At 55.4% G+C, this 13,501-nt stretch carries 14 protein-coding genes and 1 pseudogene; 11 read left to right on the top strand and 4 right to left on the bottom strand.

Annotation, left to right across the window (positions count from 1 at the left end):
* Positions 1-30: 30 nt before the first annotated feature.
* The 5 genes from K6I40_RS27915 (at position 31) to K6I40_RS05090 (ending at position 2,791) form a co-directional block, all read left to right on the top strand.
* A complete protein-coding gene (locus K6I40_RS27915; protein WP_255681640.1) occupies positions 31-678 on the top strand; it encodes a hypothetical protein in 648 nt (215 codons plus the stop codon).
* Positions 679-910: 232 nt separating this feature from the next.
* Complete coding sequence (locus tag K6I40_RS27920) at positions 911-1,276, top strand: hypothetical protein (RefSeq protein WP_255681641.1); 366 nt, start codon at positions 911-913, stop codon at positions 1,274-1,276.
* Positions 1,273-1,410, top strand: a complete 138-nt coding sequence (locus K6I40_RS27925) for a hypothetical protein (RefSeq protein ID WP_255681642.1) — start codon at positions 1,273-1,275, stop codon at positions 1,408-1,410. The genes K6I40_RS27920 and K6I40_RS27925 overlap by 4 nt, the downstream gene beginning before the upstream one ends.
* On the top strand, positions 1,407-2,024 hold the full coding sequence (locus K6I40_RS28815) for an ABC transporter ATP-binding protein (protein WP_305082483.1): 618 nt from the start codon (positions 1,407-1,409) through the stop codon (positions 2,022-2,024). Before K6I40_RS27925 ends, K6I40_RS28815 begins: the two co-directional genes overlap by 4 nt.
* A complete protein-coding gene (locus tag K6I40_RS05090; protein ID WP_222914597.1) occupies positions 2,021-2,791 on the top strand; it encodes an ABC transporter permease in 771 nt (256 codons plus the stop codon). The genes K6I40_RS28815 and K6I40_RS05090 overlap by 4 nt, the downstream gene beginning before the upstream one ends.
* 1 nt (position 2,792) lies before the next feature.
* Here K6I40_RS05090 and K6I40_RS05095 read toward each other — a convergent pair whose 3' ends face one another.
* Both K6I40_RS05095 and K6I40_RS05100 read right to left on the bottom strand, forming a co-directional pair.
* Positions 2,793-3,635, bottom strand: a complete 843-nt coding sequence (locus K6I40_RS05095) for an ABC transporter permease (RefSeq protein ID WP_222914600.1) — start codon at positions 3,633-3,635, stop codon at positions 2,793-2,795.
* Positions 3,636-3,640: 5 nt separating this feature from the next.
* Positions 3,641-4,672, bottom strand: a complete 1,032-nt coding sequence (locus K6I40_RS05100) for an ABC transporter substrate-binding protein (RefSeq protein ID WP_222914601.1) — start codon at positions 4,670-4,672, stop codon at positions 3,641-3,643.
* A 1,281-nt stretch (positions 4,673-5,953) separates the two neighbouring features.
* On the opposite strand from K6I40_RS05100, the gene K6I40_RS05105 reads away from it, so the two are divergent.
* Positions 5,954-6,910, top strand: coding sequence for a hypothetical protein (locus tag K6I40_RS05105; RefSeq protein WP_255681643.1), 957 nt, complete (start codon positions 5,954-5,956; stop codon positions 6,908-6,910).
* Positions 6,911-7,054: 144 nt separating this feature from the next.
* Here the strand turns inward: K6I40_RS05105 and K6I40_RS05110 are convergent, their stop codons facing one another.
* On the bottom strand, positions 7,055-8,251 hold the full coding sequence (locus K6I40_RS05110) for an orc1/cdc6 family replication initiation protein (protein ID WP_222914604.1): 1,197 nt from the start codon (positions 8,249-8,251) through the stop codon (positions 7,055-7,057).
* A gap of 553 nt (positions 8,252-8,804) precedes the next feature.
* On the opposite strand from K6I40_RS05110, the gene K6I40_RS05115 reads away from it, so the two are divergent.
* From K6I40_RS05115 to K6I40_RS05125, 3 genes are all read left to right on the top strand, one after another.
* Positions 8,805-8,978, top strand: coding sequence for a PQQ-binding-like beta-propeller repeat protein (locus K6I40_RS05115; protein WP_222914607.1), 174 nt, complete (start codon positions 8,805-8,807; stop codon positions 8,976-8,978).
* Positions 8,979-10,491: 1,513 nt separating this feature from the next.
* Positions 10,492-10,689, top strand: coding sequence for an antitoxin VapB family protein (locus tag K6I40_RS05120; protein WP_222914609.1), 198 nt, complete (start codon positions 10,492-10,494; stop codon positions 10,687-10,689).
* Entirely contained in the window at positions 10,686-11,081 is a 396-nt protein-coding gene (locus K6I40_RS05125; protein ID WP_222914611.1) for a type II toxin-antitoxin system VapC family toxin, read from the top strand. The genes K6I40_RS05120 and K6I40_RS05125 overlap by 4 nt, the downstream gene beginning before the upstream one ends.
* A gap of 501 nt (positions 11,082-11,582) precedes the next feature.
* Here K6I40_RS05125 and K6I40_RS05130 read toward each other — a convergent pair.
* Positions 11,583-11,789 (bottom strand): cold shock domain-containing protein, encoded by a 207-nt coding sequence (locus K6I40_RS05130; RefSeq protein ID WP_008418277.1) that lies wholly within the window; start codon positions 11,787-11,789, stop codon positions 11,583-11,585.
* 67 nt (positions 11,790-11,856) lie between these two features.
* Between K6I40_RS05130 and K6I40_RS27935 the strand changes: the two are divergent.
* Both K6I40_RS27935 and K6I40_RS05135 read left to right on the top strand, forming a co-directional pair.
* A pseudogene (locus K6I40_RS27935) lies at positions 11,857-12,121 on the top strand (hypothetical protein); the annotation flags it as partial.
* Between the two features lie 91 nt (positions 12,122-12,212).
* Entirely contained in the window at positions 12,213-13,337 is a 1,125-nt protein-coding gene (locus tag K6I40_RS05135) for a PQQ-binding-like beta-propeller repeat protein (RefSeq protein WP_345779392.1), read from the top strand.
* Positions 13,338-13,501: the final 164 nt, after the last annotated feature.

Below are 13,501 nucleotides of genomic sequence, written 5' to 3' on the forward strand. Positions count from 1 at the left end.
GACTATACCGCTACAAATGGTGCCAGCACGATGAAAACAGCGGAGCACTGGGTGCTGGACGGTGAAGACGAGCGGCTCGCCGCCGATTTCGAACTCGGAGTCGGAGCGCAGCCCGCCCGCGTCCTCGCGTACCTCGTTCGCCGCGTCGAAGACGATCGCGTCGAGGACCCGCGAGCACGACAGATAGATATTCGCCTGGGAACCGAGCTCGGCAATCAGGCCGTCGCCGACGCGCTGTCGCGCCTTTCCGATCGAGGGCTGGTGACGGAAACGACGCTAGAGAGCGAGGAAGGACGGCCGCCGAAAGCGTGGTCGACCGACTACACGGTCGAGACGGCGATGCACGACGCGTACGCGACGCGCGCCGCGGAACTCATCGGTACCGCGAACGCAGATCCGTCGGGTTCGACTCCCGCCGACCGTGGCACGATCCGCCTCGGATTCAACTGGCGACCAAACGGTCTTCACGTCCCGTTCTACGCGGCACAGATCGAAGGACGTACGACCTCGTCGGTGTCGACGTTGAGTTCGTCCACTATAACGGCTCGGAACAGGCGCTTCGAGCCGTCGCTGGCGGCGACGTCGACGTCGGAATCGTCGGTGCTGCCGTCCTCACCGATGCCCGACGAGATGGCGACTCGATCACCCCGATCGCAGTGCTCTACCAGCGGGCGATGACCGTGTTGTATACGACGCGAATGGTTTTCGGGGAGCAACTCACCGAGAGCGATCAGCTCCGTGATCGCTGTATCGGTATGTCGCCGAACACGGAAACGCGACTGCTGGCCGAACTGTTCCTTTCGCAGGCAGGCGTCGCCGACGACGTCGAGATATTCGAAACGACGGGCGAAGAGTCGGCGGCTCTCCGTACCGGCGATGCCGACGTCGTTGCGGGATCGTTCTCGGACCCGTGGGCGCTCCCCCCGACGAGACAGTGGACGTGCTCACGATCGCGGACCAGTTCCCGATTTACGGGCCGTCACTCGCCGTTGATCCATCGGCCAGCGAGACGGGAACAGAACCGCTCGGGCGGTTTCTGACGGGGACGATGTTGGGGTGGCGTGCCGGGCGATCGGATCCGACACCGGCGGCGAGACGAATCGCAGCCGACGTCGACGCTGAGGACGAGGAAATCGAGCGGACGTTCCGACGAGCGCTCGAGTCGTTTGCCGATAGTAGAGCCCGACGAAACGAGGGCTGGGGCGTCCACCGCGACGACGAGTGGGAGCGTGTGCGGACAGCGTTGGCCCATACGCAACAGTTTTCGAGATCATGATAGCTATCGACGATGTGACCGTCACCTTCGAGACTGTCACTGCGATCGCTGATATCGACCTGGATATCCAGCCGAGCGAGTTCGTCACTATCGTCGGACCGTCTGGCTGTGGGAAACGACGCTACTGCGCGTGATCGGCGGACTGGAGTCCCCGACCGACGGAATCGTCACGATAGACGACAACGCACCAGCGGTCCGTCGCGATGCCGGTGATATCGGGTTCGTCTTTCAGGACCATACGCTTCTCCCGTGGAAGACGGCACTCGAGAACGTCCAGTTCCTTCGCCGAATGGCGGGAAAATCCCCGAACGAGACGCAGGCACGCTCACTGTTGGAATCGGTCGGACTCGACGGTTTCATCGATGCGTATCCGCGAGAGCTCTCCGGCGGGATGAAACAGCGGGTCGCTATCGTCAGGGCCCTGCATCTCGATGCTGACGTCTTGCTTCTGGACGAACCGTTCGGCGCGCTCGATGAGATCACGCGAGACCAACTCGGCGTCGAACTCCGTCGGCTTCACGAACGAGAACAGAAGACGACATTGTTCGTCACCCATAGCGTTCCCGAAGCGGCGTTTCTAGGTGACCGATGCGTCGTCGTCACGGACACGCCGGGACGGATCAAAGCGACGCTCGAAATCGATTTTTCGGACCGGCGAGATACGGAGCTGCTCGGAAGCGTCGAATACCAGAAACAGGTCGCGGCTATCAGGCGGGAGCTGTACGACGGCGTCGAGATCAGACGATGAGAGAGAACGCGATAGACGTACGGCGGAGCGAAATCGCACTCCCGTTCGTGGCGTTGCTCGTCGGCGTTTCACTGTGGTGGCTCGGAACCGCGCTACTGGCTATCCCATCGTTTCTGCTGCCGTCACCGGGGGCAGTACTCGCGCAACTGTTCGGCAACCCGATGTTGTATTTCAGGAACGTCGTTGCGACGCTCGAAAAAGTCGTTTACGGCGGTGCTATCGGTATCGCCATCGGATTCGGACTCGGTATTCTCCTGGGTATGGTTCCAGTACTCCGGACAGCACTGTATCCGTATCTGGTCACCGTCCGAGTGCTCCCGAAGATAGCGGTTGCCCCCCTCTTGTTGATCTACCTCGGGACGGGGTTGATGACCGCAATCGTGTTCATCGCGCTCATCACGTTCTTTCCGCTGGTATTGAATACTGTTGCCGGACTCTCACGGACGCCGGAACGGCATGTCGAATTACTCCGCTCGGTCGACGCGAGCAGGGTGGACACGTTCGTTCATCTCAGGTTGCCGTACGCGGTTCCGGACGTGTTCGCCGGGTTGAAACAATCGGTCACGCTCGCTGTCGTCGGTACGATCGTCGCCGAGTGGGTCGTCGCGAGCAGCGGTCTCGGCTACCTCATCCTTCTGGGTTCGGAAAACCTTCGAACGGATATTATCATCGCCGCACTCGTCGTCCTCGTGTTCATCGGCGTCGCGTTGTACGGGCTGGTCGGCATCTGCCAGCGGATGGTCCAGCGCCGAGTGCCGCTTTCCTAGGTCATTCGAATCTCGTTCTGACCGCCCGTTCGAGGAGTGACGGGATGCCGTAAAAGAGGAGCCCGAGCCCGGTGAGAACGGCGAGTGCAGCGTACGACTCAGCTGTCTGGAGTGCGGTGGACGTTTCGAACACTCGATACCCGATGCCAGCGTCGAGTGTCACAAATTCGGCAACGACCGCGCCGATGACTGCGAGAGTCGCTGCGTTTTTCACCCCGGCAAATACGCTTGGGGCAGCCGCTGGCAGTCGAACGTGGAGGAAGATCGTCGACCTCGAGGCACCGACGGACCGGAGTAGTGTGAGATACGACTCGGGGGTTGATCGTAATCCGTCGAGTGACGCGATGGTTATCGGAAAGACGGTTAAGGTCGTTACGAGGAGAACTTTCCCCGGTATTCCGCGGCCAAACCAGAGGAACAGGAGCGGAGCGATAGCGACGAGTGGCGCGATACGGAGTGCGACTACGTACGGGAGAACAACCGCTGCAGCGGACCGAGAGACGGCCATGAAAAACGCCAGTATCGTACCGATGGCAAGCCCCGCAGCCAGTCCGAGTCCGGCGGTCAGCGCCGTTACTGCAGCATCGCCGGCGAGTATCCAGCGAAGGTCGACGAGCGTGACACCCACCTCCACCGGAGAGGGAAGTACGACGGTCGGGAGGTTAGAGAGGACGACGGCTACATGCCAGCATCCAACGGTGAGCACGCACAGCATTGTCCCGAGTGCGGGCCCGCGAAAATCGCCGTCGAACTGGCTGCGAAGGCGCTGTCGGACTGCCCGTGACGAATTCGGGTTCCTCCTCGTCGATCGATCGGACACCGTTCCCGTGTTGTCGTCGTCCATTACGTCTATTCGATCAGCTCACCGTATTCGCCGATGTATTCGTCGTCCGTATCGAGATAGTCGTTCGTCCAGACCTCTTCCGACTCCACCTCTCCACCGGGGTAATCGCCGTTCGCTAGCGTGGTTCGAAGCGACTCCCAGACGGCCGATTCGTTCCATCCCCAACCGTGTTCTCGAACCGCTTCCGACAGCATAAACTCTGTCCGGAGTTCGTTCCACTTGTCGCGTTGATTCGTGCGAGTGTCCTCGAGTTCCGGGACGGCATCGAGGAGCAGTCCGGTCGCGTCGTCGGGGTTGTTGTTCGCCCAGATTGCCCCGTGAGCGATCACCCGAAGGAACGATCGAACTGTATCGGGATTCGAGTCGGCGAACGATCGCGACGTCGCGATAACGTGACCGTAGGCCGGGATCGCGTCGTTGACCGAGAGCGTATCGATCTCGTACCCCTGGTGGCGAGCGTCGACGACGTCGCTGAACACGCCGCTGGCTGCGTCGATTTCTCCGGAAAGCAATTGCTGAACCGTATCGAATCCACTGTCGACGTATTCGACGTTATCGAGGATCCCCTCGTGTTCGAGATACGCTTCCGTCATCTGCCGAACCATCCCGGGACCGCTTCCGAGCGTGACACCAGCAAGCTGATCGCTTTCCGTGAGTTCCGCTCCGAAATTGTCACGGGCGGTAAACACCTGAACCGGTCCACGCTGCATGACAACGCCGACTGCGACAACGTCGAGGTCTTTAGCGTTCGCGTTCAGGATCTGATCGGCGCTCGTAATCGCGAATTCGGTGTTTCCTAACCCGGCCTGAGTCGCCGAAAAGTCGGATCCCTCCCCAGGTTCGATCTCCGTCAGTTCGACCGTTTCTTCTCCGAAAAACCCCCGTTCGACAGCGGTATAGTACGGAACATGGAGACCATTGGGTTTCCAATTGAGGAGTAGCGATGCCTCCGCTGCTTCGCTATCGCTTCCTCCCAGACACCCTGCGAGCGTTCCGGCTCCCAGTGTGGCGAGCAGCTGTCGTCTACTGTGTCTCATCGGTAGCTTCCCCCAGGAACCCCGATGGTCGAGACTGCTGCACCTGATTGTCTCCATTTTGGCAACTCATATGCTTCTTATACTGGTTCTGTAGTACATTATAGTTCCCCACAAAGGCTTATAAGGGGAAGAAAATATCGCTCGAAAAGAGGATTTGAGATTAAAACCTTCATTCCTGTCGAATGAAGTTACAACTTGTAATTCACAGAGAACGCACCTGGTCGACTGGACTAGACCGGGGACTCGAGAAAGACTACCAGACAAAGCAATGCCGACGACGTGGGCGCTGGTCGGCGCGTTGTTCCGTGTTCTACCATTTCCGCAATCTCCTCCAAAAAACGCGCTTTTGGACACCGTCTATATAAACAGGACGCCGATATCAATATAAAATTTAAGTCGGCAGGGACACGAACCCTTAGCTATGCAAAGCGACTCGAATACCGATCTAGAGGATGGATCGAAAATCGCTCTCGATATCCTGCACAGGACACGAAGCTCTTCGGAAGTCAGGCGGTTCACGAGGTTCACACCTTCTTATCTAGATATCACACCGACGAGTTCTCAATCACGGAACTAACCGACACCGTCGACTACTCGCAACCCAGTGTATCCCGGATCGTCAATCGGCATCACCAGAGGTCACTGAGAACGTTATGGAACTCGCTGATTACGGTCTCGTCGAACTCGAGAAGAACGGCCGCGCAAAACGTTCAGTCGTTTGATCTGCTGAGATCGATATCAACCTCTCATCGGTCAGCACTTGCCCGACGTTGCACCGGATAAGGGTAATAATTCTTTTAGGAAGTCATTTCCTTGCCTAGACTAGACGAAAGGTTTCGCTGTGCTGTGCGTTAGTTATGGAGAAATAGCATATCCGAGACCGATGTAAACCTATTGCCATTGGACACGGTAGCTTGTGACATGAACCGGCGGCAGTACTTGATGGGGGCTGGTACCAGTATCAGCACAGTTCCGCTCGTGTCGTATAGTCGTGGGGCGACCGGCCACATCACTGTCGACATCATCGAGATATCTGCACCGCTCGAGGGCGGTGACCTTCTCGACATGACTGCCGAACTCGAGAATAGCGGATCCACTGATGAACGCGTTGAACTGGACTTTATCGTGGGTGAGGACCCAGAGGTGGTGGGCGAGCGAACGATTCCAGTCGGCGCAGGCGAGACACGGACTGTTGATTTTTTGCAGTTCCGAACGTATCCGGTACGCGTCGATGATACGTTCCCGGTCCGGCTCGAAACCGAGACCACTGTCGCCGAGGTGATGGTCGATGTCGCCGGTATAGATCCATGCGACGCCCAGTATGCGTATCCCGATCGCAACCAGGAGCTAACGGTTCGTCCGGGGACAACGATCTTCTTTGAGGTTGATGCCAAACTGATGGAGAGCCAGGGTTCGACACACTGGTACGTCGATGGTGAGTACATCACGACGCCGGTAGGACCGTGGCCTAGTACGTATTTCCATGACGTCGGTCGCGAGTACTTCGCGCATACGTTTGACTCTACAGGGACATCTCTCGTGGATACGGCCGTGACCGCTGGGGACGGGAACGTTGCCTCACGCTGGGAGGTGACGGTAACCGAGAACGGGGCTGCACCGCCAACCGTCGATGCTGCCCGACCGGCCACCAGCGAACTTGCCGCCGACGAATCCACCACGCTTGAACTCGAGGTCTCGAGCAGCGGTACCGAACTGGACCGTGTCGTGTGGTGGATGACACAGTCGGACGTGATTCTTGACGTGTCCGATGTAGAGGGAGCCGGCGACACCGCCTCGGTTGAGATTGATGGCGGGTGCCATACGTGTCAGATCGAAGTGTGGATACTTGACGACAATAATGCGTATACGGCGGTCAATCCGTGGGTGTTTGAAGACTTCGCTGCGGCAGACGATGATGATGGTGGGAATGAAGAGAACGTTGCCGTACGGATTCAAGACACGAATAGCCCGGTGACCGGTGGGGAGGTCCTAGAGGTGACTGCTACAATCGAGAATACCGGTGCCGCGGAGGTGACGCGCGAGGTTGATCTAGTGGTCGGCAACGATCCAGAGACGGTGGACAGCCACACGGTGACGGTCCCCGCTGGTGAAACGGAACAACTTGATCTCGTGTTCGAGACGTATCCTGTGGCTCAGGATGATGAGTTCCCAGTACGTGTGGAAGCCGGTGAGAGCACAGTTGAACGCGGTGTCTATGTATACGGAACGGAGTCGTGAACCGTTTTGGGGTCAAGCCTCTTCCCATTGGTTTGAGATAATCACTTCCTGCCAACTCGCACAAACAGTGATCCGCTGAGCGATTACTGAATAGCAGGCGCAAAGCCTCGCCGTTTACGGCGGGGGAGACGCGCCATCACGATGTTAGATCGACTTGCAGGCCTTCAAGACCAGTTCCGGATCATCGACCAGTTCGTGAATTGTGTGTGCGCCCTTGCCGTGACCGCGTCCCTTTCGCGTCTGTTCGATGATCGAGAGGAATGATAGTTCGCTCAGTAACTCACGAACCCGCCGAATCCGAAGCGGATCAGAGCCTTCCTGTTCACAGAGGACCTCGTAGGTCGAATAGATATTTGACGTTGGAATCGCCGGCTCATCGTCCGGTACCTGTTGAGTCTGGAATGCGAGCGCCTGCAAGAGTAGTTTCGAGTGTGGCGGCTGTTTCGAGATGAGTTCTGCCAGCCGGTTTTGCTCTTCTCGCGTGTGCGCCTGGTTCACGTGTTCTTCCACCACAGTTTCCGCACCGTTCTCATCGGCGATCTCGCCAGCATAGCGGAGGATGTCGATCGCTTTGCGTGCGTCACCGTGTTCTTTTGCAGCTAACGCAGCGACTCTTGGGATCACTGCATCCTCGAGTACACCATCTTGGAAGGCGTCTTTTCGTGATTCGAGGATCGCCCGGAGTTGCTTCGCATCGTAGGGCGGGAAGACGAAATCCCGCTCGCTCAGACTGGATTTGACGCGCTCGTTGAGTTCTTCCTTGTACCGAATCTTATTGCTGATGCCGATGATTCCGAGGGTGCTGTCCTCGAGTTTGCCAGATTCGACGGCTCGAGAAAGTTGCATCAAAATATTATCGTCGCCGATCTTGTCTACCTCATCGAGGATAATGATACCCACATCGAATCGGCGATCGAGGATGTTCCAGAGCCGACGATAGTACTCGCCCGTACTCAGCCCCGAAGAGGGAATCGAGATTCCCGTTTCGGCTTCGTCGTTGAGCTCACGAGCGATCGAGCGGACAGCTTGCGTTTCCGTCGCGTGCTGAAGGCAGTCAATATAGGCAACTCCAATTGAAACATCGTTTTCCGCAGCACTCGAGCGGAGATCCTTCGTGATATACTTTGAGCAGAGAGATTTTCCTGTCCCCGTCTTCCCGTAGATCAGGACGTGATTCGGTGTGTGGCCCTGGACGGCGTCCTTGAGTGCCTGCGCGAGGCTGTTGAGTTCGTCCTTTCGACCGATAATCCGATCACCCTCGACCAGATGAGAAATCCGTAGCAAGTCCTTGTTTGCAAAGATGTAGTTTTGGTTGTCGAAAAAAGACTCTGAGCCTGACATACGACGAGAATGTTGGAGAGGCTACTTAATCCTAACCCCTCGTTGCCGATGTAAACACACCGGGTTGCCGATGTAAGATCTAAAATCGGTCGAGATACCGGCTGAGTCTTCGATTTCGGGACCCCCAAGTGCCAGTGTAACCATACCGGAGTGCCGATGTAGATTGTTTTGCTGGAACACACCCTCCCCTTAGTGCCGATGTAAATGCTCCGAGAGTGTCCACAAGAAATGCTGGAAAGACTGATTCAGAATAATGGGATAGGCGGAAAGAACGAATTGGCGGTCACACGCGGTTCGGCTGGACACGTTGTGACCGATGTCACAGCTTGAGTACTGTGACTCTCGTATAACTAATAACGAAGGATAGTTATTTATATTCTTTGGTGGAGAGATTATACAGCGATCTTCCTTAAATCGTTATTGAGGGGTAGACTAGCTGCTCCGTTCGATTTCGGATGACTTACATCGGCACTCCGGGGTGTGTCTGGTCCATCTCTTTTCGATCTATGATTTGAGGTAATCGCCAAGTGTCATGTCCGGTATAACGGAGGCAATGACCAGTGACCCAAGATGTACGATCTACGCGGTCGACCTTGAGTCTGGAAACGTGATCAGGAAATGGGGGAGTAAAACTGTGTTCACTGCCGCTGTTATTGATGGAACTGTTTTCCTCGGTGACGGGTCGTCAACAGTTCACGCATTCTCTACTGAAGAAGACGAGAGTTGAGTGAGAAATCAGAAAAGTTACTCATCCCACGAGAAGATTAACTCATGCGGTTCGAGGCGCAGTACTGGATTTGGAACGTAATCGACTATCAGTTTCTGTGATCGCTCCTTCACTGATCTCCGCTGGATCAATAGAAATGCTCCTCTTCGCGTTGATCACGCCGATCCAAAATATGTGGCGCGGTAGTCTCAATCGCGTCGATGATTGAGTTTTCCTCAGAGGTCAGGCGATGCGACTCGACAGCCACACGGTGCCGCGACATGCTCCATCGGACCGCGTGTGTGTACCAGAATCACCGCTTTCCCACAATGCGGACACGATGGTAGCGACCAGTCTTCTTCCTCTTCTGATTGTGTCTTCTCGCTCATAGCCACCTCGAGCGGCGACTGTTGCGACCAGCGGCTACTGGAGTGCGATACGACTCTCGTGCGGGACGTTTATATCCCGTTAGAAGTAAGCGAAACATGGCTTGCAAACCGCTCGTGTTTGGAAGCCACGTCTCGGGTGCTACTACACCCGGGACATTTCAACGCATGCCCCCGCGACGAGGTGGAGTGCGGCTTCCATCTTGATTGATGATACCTAGTCACTTATAGCATTGGGATTACCACTCGAGAGAAATAGCTCGGCACCAATCTTGCTCGGTGATTCCTCACCGGTACCCTGGCCGTCGTGCTCTGATTTATATCCGATCAGGAGGTCCCGAAAGGTGAGCCTCGATTGCTTGGGTCGGTAGACGAAGACGGTAACGTGAAAGATCAGCTAGTGCAGGTGATGCGGACTGATATAGGAACGTGGGACAGTAGTTGAGACTGGTACTCTCACTGCATCTACTTTGAATCTCGCCAGGTCGAGATTTAGAGTTGGTCGATCGGTTTGTTGATGATTTCGAAGACTTTGCTTGCTCGGTAGAACCGATTCCGCTCTTTTCCGGTGAGTTCTTCGAGGGCACTGTCTAGATAAGAGAACCGCAATACAGGGAGGTGATGAAGTGACGGCATCGACTGGAACACTGCCATATTGGATCTGATATAGGCGGACTCTGTTCTACGAGCAGCGATAAGTCGGCTGCTTCAGCAAACTTCCCATAACCAGTGACAATTTCAGATCTCACCGGTAACGATGTAACAGGCTCTGAAACGCCCCTATGCGTCGGAACCGAGTAACTAGACAGTGCCTCTTCGAGTATCCTGTCGTAACGCCGAATACGTCCCCTTCGGGGTCGTCGTGGGAACGATTTCACCGGATGCCGTATCATCGAAGTCCTCTCTCAGTGGTATCCGCACAAATACACGGATGACTATTGGTGTTTTGCTCCTAAATCAAAATAGTGGGCCGGCAGATTGCACCAACACAACTACTCCGAGAGAGCACAGAGTCGATCCGATTGCGGACGAGTCATTCTCCGAGCTATCCACTACTCCTAGTGCACTCGCTGCTATCCGAAGGCCGAGGTTTGACTGTTAGCCGTCACGGCGAAAGTTCTTAGATCCTGCATACACGATGCATACATATGAGTACGTCCATCCGCGTTTCGGACGAGACGAAAGCAAAACTCGATCGACTCAAGCGCGACGACGAGAGTTTCGACGAACTCCTCGAGCGACTGGCCAGTGATGAGGAACCGATCACTGTCGGTGCATGGGATTCAGACACTGCTGACCGGGCCCGCGATACTATCGAGCGATCCCGTGAGAGCTTCGGGCGATGACGTTTCTCGATTCGTCGGCCATCATCGATATGCTTGAGAGCGTCGATGAAACCGTCGCGTTCGTCGAATCACAGGACGAACCGTATCTGACCTCGGCGATCTGCGTCTACGAGGTTCTCGCTGGAACACTTGGCAGCGGAGAAACCGATCTCCGGGCAGAGCGACAGCACTTCGGCGGCGTCCATTCTCTCGAGTTCAACGAGGAAATCGCGCTCGAGGCCGCCCAGTTACAAGACGAACTCCTTGCTGACGGCGAACGGATGGCCGTTCGCGATCTAATGATTGCAGCTACTGCGCGCTCGACCGGCGGTCACTTCGTCGTTGCCGATTCGGATTTTCAAACGGACGCTCTCGAGTCCAAAATGCAGGTAACGAATCTTCGCGAAGAGTGACTCTGTCTGCGAATCCACTCCTCGAGGACAGCGGTAAGTAGACGCCAAACAGTTAACGGATGACAATTGAATCCTATTGGGTATGAAAGTAGAATGAGACGAGGCCGGAAGCGATACCTCCTGCAATAGCAGGAATTATGGAATTGAGTAGCCGCCCATCAAAGAAGAAGGTCTCCAAGACACCCCATACTACAACCCAGCTTATGACATTTATGGCTACCAGTACCCATGGATTGTCCGAATTGAGAATGTTCATATTGTGATTGGGACTGTATATCCTATAATTCCTTGTAGATCTCGGAAATATAATCAATATTGCCAATGGTCCCCGACACATTCGCATGTTTACTTATCGTGAGTACTGTGTCCGCGAATCTACTCCTCGAGGACAATTGGTCCGTAGTCAGTACAGAGTATACAAACAGTGTCAACTAGGCCGTGTAGCCATCTAAAAAATCGAGGTCGCTTCCCGTCGCTGTGAGCGACGGGTGTGTCTCAGAATTACTGACGGACGACGTTCGCTGCGCGAGGCCCCTTCGGTGAGGACTCGATATCGAACTCAACCTCAGTACCTTCTGTCAGATCCTCACCGCCGACATCCTCCATGTGGAAGAAGACGTCTTCGTCGTCGTCAAGATCGCCGTCATCAGTCGAAATGAAACCGTAGCCGCCTGTGTCGTTGAAGAAATCAACTTTACCGTTTGCCATTACAAAAAAACGTAGGGCCGGGTACGGGATAACGCTTCCGAAGGCCGAGTTACCACAACCCTTCACCTTGGTACGTGGTCTGAAGCAAGTAGGGACGGGCTATCCCGAACTAACGTCCTCAGAACCGCTCTGCGATTCTGATGGGCTGCGAAAATCGCACAGCGATTTTCGAACGCCTGCAGAGACTGCGTTCCCTATGGGATCCGATTCAGTTCCTGCAAAGCGCGTTTGTCGAGGGAACCTCGACAGGCTGTCAGACGGAGTCTGACAACGTCGTGGAAACAGGAAGCCCCACTCTCACGGAGCGAACGGCGTCAGCCGTGAGCGAGTAGAGTGAGGAGGAAGTCATCTGATCAATGTATATTTGGACCCAACTTCCATAATATATATATATATATATAATTAGACTGGATGAATTTCTTTATGCCCTCCCGGCGTTCGTTCCTCGCCACTGGTAGCACGCTCTTGACCGGTATTCTCGCTGGCTGCTCTAGAACAATTCTTTCACAATCGCCGAATGGGACGCAGTGGACCGCGTCGGTTCCTGAACCAACGTCACTGTCCCCGCCATGTGTGACGAACGGTTGGCTCGCAGTTGGTGGCTATCATGACGGTCAACTGGAAAACAGCCAGCTCGCAGTTTTCGATGCAACAAACGGGACGCGACAGTGGGACGTTGACCTAGGACGGATAACTGGTCTCACTGCTTCAGACGGGTGCATCTACGTCGGCGAGAAGGGCGGCCCCCGTGGTACACAAGCACAGATCTACGCGTTCGATGCACCGAGCGGTGAGCAATTGTGGACGCAAGCTATGAATAACCTCGCGTCAGCGCTCACTGTTACAAATGAGGCCCTATACGCGGCGAACGGCTCGCTTGCGGCACTCGAGACGAGTGACGGAACACTTCGCTGGGAGCAGTCGTCGATTGCTGGAACCAACTTCACCGTCGTTGCCGCACCGGATGACCAACTTGCAGCCGATGACACGGCTGTCTACTTCGGTGACCAAGGAGGTGTCGTCGCACTCTCACCCAGTGACGGAACACTTCTGTGGGCGTGGCAGCCGGAGGACTGGCCGTCAACGACCGTCGGCCCCCTCCCAGTCGATACTCGTGTATATGTTGGAGCAGACGGTATCGTCGCAGCACTTGATCGGACAACTGGTCAACTCCAGTGGCGGTCGTCATTTGGAATGGATGCCCGGGTCCAAGGATTTCACAGAACTGAGTCGTCTCTTTTGGTTGCAGAGGCGACAACCCAAGCACCTTCGGGGACTTTTGGGACAGTATATGAACTCTCACTTCGGAACGGTACGGGACGGTATGAGAGACGCTTTGAGACGCCCGTGACACAGACTACATCGACCTCAGACACGTTCGTTATCGGAACAGACGCTGGACAGATCACGTGGGTCGACGGACTCTCTTTCTTTGACCAACCTAAGACGACGATCTCAAACGAGACGATCCTTCTCGGTGCCGGTGACGAACATGTGTTTGTACAGACGACAAACGGAACTTTATACGCTCTCTCTCGGCCATCATAACGCGAGATTGGAATATCAAGAGAATAGCTGGCTGATCAGAGAATCGAATATACATCATCAGAGGGTGTCATAGAACAGTGCTCACACCGACTATGTGAACTCTCTAATTTAACCAATATAGGTCTCTAATGTATCGACGCGGCAAAACAGATTGTTTAGGCCGA

The organism is Natrinema sp. SYSU A 869 (genome assembly GCF_019879105.1).
GTDB lineage: Archaea > Halobacteriota > Halobacteria > Halobacteriales > Natrialbaceae > Natrinema.